Raw genomic sequence first — 7,266 nt, 5'->3', positions numbered from 1 at the left:
CAATTAAAGATGTGCCTGATGAATTTAATCCTTTTGGTAAGGGAGTAGCAAAAGGATTAAACTGTGTATTGGACATAGCTAAATCCTATGGATTTAATACAGTTAATTTAGATAACTATGTAGGCTATGCGGAGTTTGGACAGGGTGATGAATACGTAGGAGTATTAGGACATATAGATGTGGTGCCGGAAGGCAATGGTTGGAATACAAATCCCTTTGAACCTATAATAAAAGATGAAAAATTATACGCTAGAGGAGCCATAGATGATAAAGGGCCAATAATGGCAGCTCTTTATGCAGCAAAACTATTAAAGGATTCTAATGTTAAATTATCCAAAAAAGTTAGAATTATTTTTGGAACTAATGAAGAATCTGGTACAGAGGATATAGACTATTATTTAAAGAAAGAAAAAGCACCTAAATATTGTTTCACTCCAGATGCATACTTTCCAATAGTAACCTCTGAAAAGGGTATTTTTACCTTTGAATTAGTTCAAAAGTTAGAAAATAATCTTTGTGGCTATAAAAAAAAATAATATAAAAGGTGGCAAAAAATCTAATATAGTTCCTGATTATTGTGAGTGTAAAATAATACATGATGGCAATTCTAAATTACTTCAGGTATTTAAAGATGAAGGTTTAAAGGAAAAGTATAGAATAGATTTAGAATCTCATGAAAATCACATTATTATAATAAGCAGAGGAAAAGCTTCTCATGGAAGTACACCAGAAGCAGGAGAAAATGCTATAGCTAATATGATATTATACTTAAATGAAATATTAGATTTTCAAGATAGCTTTACAATGTTTTTAAAGGATTTTTCACAGTTAATTGGAAAGGATTATAGTGGAAGTAAATTAGGAATAAATTTTTGGGATGAGGAGTCTGGAAATTTAACTTTAAACTTGGGAATTATTAATGGTAATAGTTCAGAAATACGCATGAGATTTAACATTAGGTATCCAGTTACAGTTTCTAGTGATAGTATAGTAAACAATATTAATGAGAAAATAAAAGATACTAATTTAACTTTTCATATGGGAAATCATAATCCACCATTGCATTTCCCAAAGGAGCATAAAATGATAAAAGCTTTAAAAAAATCATATGAAGATATAGTAGGGGAGGAAGCGGAACTTTTATCTACAGGTGGAGGAACTTATGCTAAATTAATGCCTAATACAGTAGCTTTTGGAGCCTTATTTAAAGGTAGTGAGGATTTAGCTCATAAAGCTAATGAATTTATAGAAATATCCTTACTTGAAAAATGTATTAAAATTTATGCTAAAGCAATTTATGAATTAGCTAAATAATTTAGTAATATTAATATCTCAACTTTGCGCATGATTTTTAGAATTTATATTAGATAATAATTGAAATTATAAATAGCAAATATCCAATATCAATAATGTGGACTTTTTTCATTTCATTTAGAAAATTTCTGATTTATTTTTCAATCAATATATAACCCAGCACTCAGTGAAAGATTAATGAATGAACTATTACTGAGTGCTGGGTTGGATTATATACTTTTATAGACTAGGTCTTTCATATAAGTATATAGTAAAAATAGTTAAGAAAAGTATTTCTGTATTAGATAAATTAATATTGTAAACTCTTTCTATAACAGATTTTAAGCTTAACGTATAGTATAGTTGTTTGGAAAAACAGATTTAATTTTATTTAAAGTAGGTAGAGAATCAAAGTCCATTAGATTAATTCTGTCATATACCATATCAAGGTGAATACGAAAGAAATTTTTTACTATATCATCAGTGAAATAGTTTGTAAGTTCATTATCTAAATTGGATAAACTTGATAAGAACTCCTCGTATGCAGAATTATTAAGGCTGTATTGATAACTTGAAGCAACATCTTTAATTATATTTAGATAATCTATAAAAAAGTCAATGATAGCTTCACTGCTTATTTCTTTATTAATCATATTACTAGCAGTATCCTTTATTAGCTTTTTAAAACTATTGAGAATAATATGCTTCTGCTTTAAAAATGAATGACTAGTTATTACGGAATTTTTATCATATATAAAATAGCCATCTACCATATCTAAGGAATCTAATAAAACCCTTTCTTGAGATAATTGAGTATTTAGCATGTTTTTTAATTCATCAGGTAAATCGGGACTATTTATTTTAATTTGTTTCTTATTATGAATAAAATAGTCTGAATAAGCGTTAGCAATGGCTAGTTTAATATCATTTTTCAACTGACCTACATTATAAGGGCAATGATAGGATAATAAACAAAGCATTGTGTTATAGGATACCCAAATAGGCTTATTTAGTTTTATACTTTCATTTTTTATAAAATATTCTACAAGGGTAAGTCTTTCCTCTAAAAGCCTTTCCTCTAATCCCGGTATGTAAATTTTTATTGGAATTCTCCTTATAAATGTATCTAAAAGAGAAGAGCTTATATCCTTATTTGTTGCACAGATTATACGAGCGGAAGAATGAATTTTTTTTGTTACCTCTCCAAATCTCTTAAAGTAGCCTGTATCCATAAACACAAAAAGCATTTCTTGACCTTCACTAGGAAGATTGTGTATTTCATCTAAGAATAAAATACCTCCGTCAGCCTGCTCTATTAGTCCAGCTCTGTTTTCAGTTGCACCAGTAAAGGTGCCTTTTTTTACGCCAAAAAGATGGGAACTTAATAGCTGGGTGTTATTTGAATAATCTGAGCAGTTAAAATGTAGAAAAGGCATGTTTTTCTTAATATCTAGTGATTTAGCATATTCATGCATTAATTTTGCTAACATGGATTTACCAACACCAGTGTCTCCGATAATCAGGCAATTCATTCCGTTATCTGGATACAAAATAGCTGTTTTAGCTAGTTTTATAGATGGTATCAATGATGGATAGAGATAAGCTAGATTATCCATAGATGATTTTGCCGTAAAATCTACATTAGTAGAATTGTTTAAAAAGTATTTTACAGGTCTCGAACTATTTTTATATAATAAGCCTTCATTAACTAGTAAATTTAAGTCTTTACTTATATTAGACCTCTCTAAATTTAACAATTCACTAACTTCAATAGTGGTTACTCCACTACCTTTATCTAATGTTTTTATAGAATTGTATACTAAATCTATTCTTTTCATAATATCCTATCCCCTTATAAATAATGAAGTGTGTAATTAATTTTAAATTATTGTGTCAATAATTGTGTAAATAAAACACACTATGCAGAAAAATAACCTATGTAAACGTGTATATGTATTATTCTACAATACACTTGATACAAAAATCAATTATTAGTTAGGAAAAGTGTTTAAAAGCATAAGTAAATTGAAAAATCATTGTGTATTTTATAGTTGGCATAGTTATTGCATAGATAATAAGTATCAATAACTAACAATTAAGAATGGAGGAAAAAGTTTATGAAGTGGGCAATAATAGCAACGTGGAGAATGGCAGTTGAAGGAATAACTAAGGCATGCAAATCATTAGAAGATAAAGCCCCAGCAGGAGATGCTATAGAAGAGGCAATTAGTATGGTTGAGGATTATCCTTTTTATAAATCAGTTGGATATGGTGGATTGCCAAATGAAAACGGTGAAGTTGAGTTAGATGCAGCTTATATGGATGGGGATACTTTATCTATAGGAGCAGTAGCTGGTATAAGAGATTTTAAAAATCCTATAAGTATAGCTAAAAAATTAAGTGACGAAAGATTCAATTGCTTTTTAGTAGGAACTGGAGCAGATGAATATGCTCATAAAAATGGCTTTGAAAGAGTTAATATGTTAACAGATAGAGCTAAAATGCATTACAAGAAAAGAGTTAAAGAAACTGTAGAAAAAGGTTTAAGTCCTTATGATGGACATGATACCGTTGGTATGATAGCATTAGATGCTAATGGCTCTATGGCTTCTGGTACATCAACTAGTGGGTTATTTATGAAAAGAAAAGGAAGAGTTGGTGATTCACCAGTTTGTGGTTCAGGTTTCTACGTAGATAGTGAAGTGGGAGGAGCAACAGCTACTGGACTTGGAGAAGACTTAATGAAGGGCTGCATTTCCTATGAAATAGTTAGACTTATGAAAGATGGATGTACTCCACAGGAAGCTGCAGATAAAGCTGTTGAAGATTTGAATGAAAAATTAATTAAAAAGAGAAAGAAAGCAGGAGATTTATCTGTAGTATGTTTAAATAATAAGGGTGAATTTGGAGTAGCAACTAATATTGATGGATTTTCTTTTTCAGTGGCTACAGATAGTAAGGAACCTACAGTTTATGTATGTAAAAATGTAGATGGAAAAACAACCTATGAAGTAGCAAGTCAGGAATGGTTAGATGCATACACTAAAAGAATAACATCTCCTATAACATTTGATTAGTTTATTATAATAGCTTAAAATTCAAATTAGTTTTACTAGCATTTTGCATCATTACAGTACTTTTCAAATACACATTTTTTAGTTTCTTGAATTAACTAGCACTATAGATTAAGAAGTGTTATAGATAAAGCAATGTTATAGGTAAAGTAGTATTATATATAGATAAAGCAATGTTATAGAATAATTAGTTTTGTAGATTAAAATACAGTTATGATATTATAAGTATGCATAGGTATATGAAATAAACTTATAATTATTAGTCAACAAAACTGCACTTTAGCATAAGAAGTGGCGGGAGAGTTTCATAAGCATATAAAACAAGGGGGAAAAGCAGTGAGTATTTATGAGGCTTGTGTAGGAAAATTCAAAGATGCTATCTCTATGGAAAAGTTAGGAGCCAACAGAATAGAATTATGTGATAATTTATTAGAGGATGGCACTACTCCAAGCTATGGTACTATAAAGACAACTATAGCTAATGTAAAAATACCTGTAATGGTTATAATTAGGCCAAGAGGGGGTTCCTTTGAATATTCAAGGGAAGAAGTAGAAATAATGAAAGAGGACATCAAAATAGCTAAAGAATTAGGTGCTCATGGAGTAGTTATTGGTGCCTTAGTCCATAGCAATATAGATATAAAAACAGTGAGAGAACTAGTAGAAATATCAAAGCCAATGAGTGTAACTTTCCATATGGCTTTTGATGAAATAGAGGACAAGTTCTCTGCTATAGATCAGCTGGTAAGTTTGCAAGTAGATAGAATATTAACTAAAGGCGGAAAAGTTAATGCCTTAGAGGGAAAAGATGAATTGAAAGCTTTAGTCCAATATGCTAATGGAAGAATTACAATTATGCCTGGAAAAGGTGTTACCAAAGAAAATAGACAATATATTTTAGATTATACAGGTGCAACTGAAATTCATGGCAGTAAGGTAGTTTAAAAGTTAAATTTAATAATGGACAGTTAAAAAAGAAAAGAGGAGATAGGTATGGAGGATTTAGAATTAATATCATTCCAATTAATTAGTAATGTAGGAGATGCAAAGTCATCTTTATTTCAGGCTCTAAAAGCATCAAGAGAAGAGAATTTTGAGCTAGCAGAAAAATGTGTTGAAGATGCAGAGGCAAGTTTATTAAAGGCTCATGAATCACATAGTTCATTAATTCAGCAAGAAGCTTCGGGCGAACCAGTAAAAGTATCATTGCTTTTAATGCATGCAGAAGATCAATTGATGACCACAGAAACATTAAAAGCAATTACCGAGGAAATGATTTTAACACATAAAAAATACTCAAAATAATCATATGATTCAACCACAAAAGAGAGTGCCCACAAAAGGTACAATGTAGTGGAATTATGAAATTTCTCCTCCATGACTTGCATAAGAACTGGGAACAATAAATTTAAACAGCTCCTTTGCTTCTTATGCAAGTCATTCAAGAGAAATTTCATAATTTAAGTAATGTAATACTTTTGTGGGATAATCATGATATAGTTTAATTAAAACATTTAAGGAAATTTGTAATTGTACTATTGACAGTTTTTATTGAACATGTTAATATATTACACAATTAAGTGATATTTCACAGCTTTCAGTGCACTGGAGTATTAGTTTTTAGTTAACTTAAAGGTTGTAATTTTTCACTTAAAATTGTCAAGAAATATACCATGAAGTGAGTGTATCTAGGGTTATACTTAAATTAGAGTTACACCTGAGCATAGCATTAGTTATTAGTGTGTTGCTGGGCTAATATTTATACTTCAATTAAAGTTATACCTGAGCGGTACAGGGAGACTTTCTAAATGTACAAAGAAATTTCCTACACGCAGATTAGAATTTAAACCTGCGGAGTCACGATTTAAGAGTGACTCTGTGGGTTTTTTGTTTTATAAACAGAGCTCTTAGCTTCAGATGGAGTTTTTACTCCAACTGAAGGTTAGAGAGCGTTATCCAGGGACGTAGCTGCCGTTATCTCCCACTTTGTAAGAAGTGGGAGTGTTACGGCAGGTAGTCATCGGATAAAAATAAGTATTTTCTAAGATTTTTCATGAAAGAAAAAATCTATATTTCATATTAATTTTTTAGTCCAGCTAAGAAATGTCAATAAGAATTAAAAAAATAATTAATATTTTTATTATCTTAAAAAAGGGTAACCTTAATAAACTTTTGTTAGACTAACAAAAAACGGAAATTATATTTATGGAATTATACTACGCAGCGAAGCCGCATTTCGCTTTGAGATAATTCTTTTGGTGTTCTTCTGGTGTAATTATTTCAAATTCTTTCCCATCACGAAGAATGGCAAATAATACGTTACAAACTTTATGCATAACTGCCCCAAGAGCAATCATTTTAGGCTTACTTTGGCACTTTAAAAGATAGTATTCTCGAAGTACTTGATTTTTGCGGCGAGCCATCTTTGTTTTTGCTTATGCTGATTAATGCCATAGTGTGAATTACTCTTCTGGCAATTCGAGAGCCTCGCTTTGACATACTGATTTTTGTGCCATTAAAGTTGCCAGATTGCTTTACTGCTGGATCTAAACCAAAATAAGCAAAAAAGCTGTTTTGGTGAGTTGAACGCAGGAAAATCTCCGATTTCTCCCATGAGGCTTACAGCAGAAAGAAAACCTGCACCTTTAAATGTTTCAATCAAGTGAATTTGCTTTACAAAATCAGTATTTTCATTTTCATCAACAAGCTTATGCATTTCAGAGAGTATAGAAGAAATCTCTTCATCATACTTTCGAATAAAGCTTATGTATAATCTAATACGCTTAAAATTACTACTTACAGAATAACCGAAGGTCTTTGCATCATTGGCAGCCTTTATAATGGCATTATACTTATTATTAGCATATGTAAGCCCAAAACGAGCTGTAGATCTTATAGA

General features: G+C 30.5%; 9 protein-coding genes. 5 read left to right on the top strand and 4 right to left on the bottom strand.

Translation table 11 applies throughout. The features are described 5' to 3' along the window. On the top strand, positions 1-536 hold a 536-nt coding region (locus CC89_RS19325), incomplete at its 5' end, for a Sapep family Mn(2+)-dependent dipeptidase (RefSeq protein ID WP_185750620.1). Beyond that, on the top strand, positions 517-1,314 hold the full coding sequence (locus CC89_RS19320; protein ID WP_051931339.1) for a M20/M25/M40 family metallo-hydrolase: 798 nt from the start codon (positions 517-519) through the stop codon (positions 1,312-1,314). The genes CC89_RS19325 and CC89_RS19320, both read left to right, overlap by 20 nt. A 326-nt stretch (positions 1,315-1,640) precedes the next feature. Here the strand turns inward: CC89_RS19320 and CC89_RS00170 are convergent, their stop codons facing one another. Then, the gene (locus CC89_RS00170) at positions 1,641-3,131 is read right to left on the bottom strand and encodes a sigma 54-interacting transcriptional regulator (RefSeq protein ID WP_051931338.1); all 1,491 of its coding nucleotides are present in this window, start codon (positions 3,129-3,131) and stop codon (positions 1,641-1,643) included. 279 nt (positions 3,132-3,410) lie between these two features. Between CC89_RS00170 and CC89_RS00165 the strand changes: the two genes are divergently transcribed. From CC89_RS00165 to CC89_RS00155, 3 genes are all read left to right on the top strand, one after another. Then, the gene (locus tag CC89_RS00165; protein WP_035287747.1) at positions 3,411-4,370 is read left to right on the top strand and encodes a glycosylasparaginase; all 960 of its coding nucleotides are present in this window, start codon (positions 3,411-3,413) and stop codon (positions 4,368-4,370) included. Positions 4,371-4,703: 333 nt separating this feature from the next. Further along, positions 4,704-5,312, top strand: coding sequence for a copper homeostasis protein CutC (locus tag CC89_RS00160; protein WP_035287745.1), 609 nt, complete (start codon positions 4,704-4,706; stop codon positions 5,310-5,312). 48 nt (positions 5,313-5,360) lie between these two features. Then, a complete protein-coding gene (locus CC89_RS00155; protein ID WP_035287744.1) occupies positions 5,361-5,672 on the top strand; it encodes a PTS sugar transporter subunit IIA in 312 nt (103 codons plus the stop codon). 911 nt (positions 5,673-6,583) lie between these two features. Here the strand turns inward: CC89_RS00155 and CC89_RS20870 are convergent. The 3 genes from CC89_RS20870 to CC89_RS20860 all read right to left on the bottom strand — a co-directional run. Next, complete coding sequence (locus CC89_RS20870) at positions 6,584-6,790, bottom strand: hypothetical protein (RefSeq protein WP_286161258.1); 207 nt, start codon at positions 6,788-6,790, stop codon at positions 6,584-6,586. After that, positions 6,732-6,959 carry a transposase gene (locus CC89_RS20865; RefSeq protein ID WP_286161259.1) on the bottom strand — a complete coding sequence of 76 codons (228 nt, stop codon included), beginning with the start codon at positions 6,957-6,959 and terminating at the stop codon, positions 6,732-6,734. The genes CC89_RS20870 and CC89_RS20865 overlap by 59 nt, the downstream gene beginning before the upstream one ends. Further along, a partial coding sequence (locus CC89_RS20860) for an IS110 family transposase (protein ID WP_502685614.1) occupies positions 6,883-7,266 on the bottom strand: 384 nt, incomplete at its 5' end. The genes CC89_RS20860 and CC89_RS20865, both read right to left, overlap by 77 nt.

This window comes from Clostridium sp. KNHs214, assembly GCF_000744935.1.
GTDB lineage: Bacteria > Bacillota > Clostridia > Clostridiales > Clostridiaceae > Haloimpatiens.
Note: the sequence above shows the minus strand (reverse complement) of the source record. Positions and strands in the feature narration are given on the sequence as shown.

Bases quoted from the DNA above. Each gene is read 5' to 3' on its own strand.
- CC89_RS20870 (WP_286161258.1), bottom strand. From the start codon at position 6,790: ATGGCTCGCCGCAAAAATCAAGTACTTCGAGAATACTATCTTTTAAAG.
- CC89_RS00170 (WP_051931338.1), bottom strand. From the start codon at position 3,131: ATGAAAAGAATAGATTTAGTATACAATTCTATAAAAACATTAGATAAA.
- CC89_RS00165 (WP_035287747.1), top strand. From the start codon at position 3,411: ATGAAGTGGGCAATAATAGCAACGTGGAGAATGGCAGTTGAAGGAATA.
- CC89_RS00155 (WP_035287744.1), top strand. From the start codon at position 5,361: ATGGAGGATTTAGAATTAATATCATTCCAATTAATTAGTAATGTAGGA.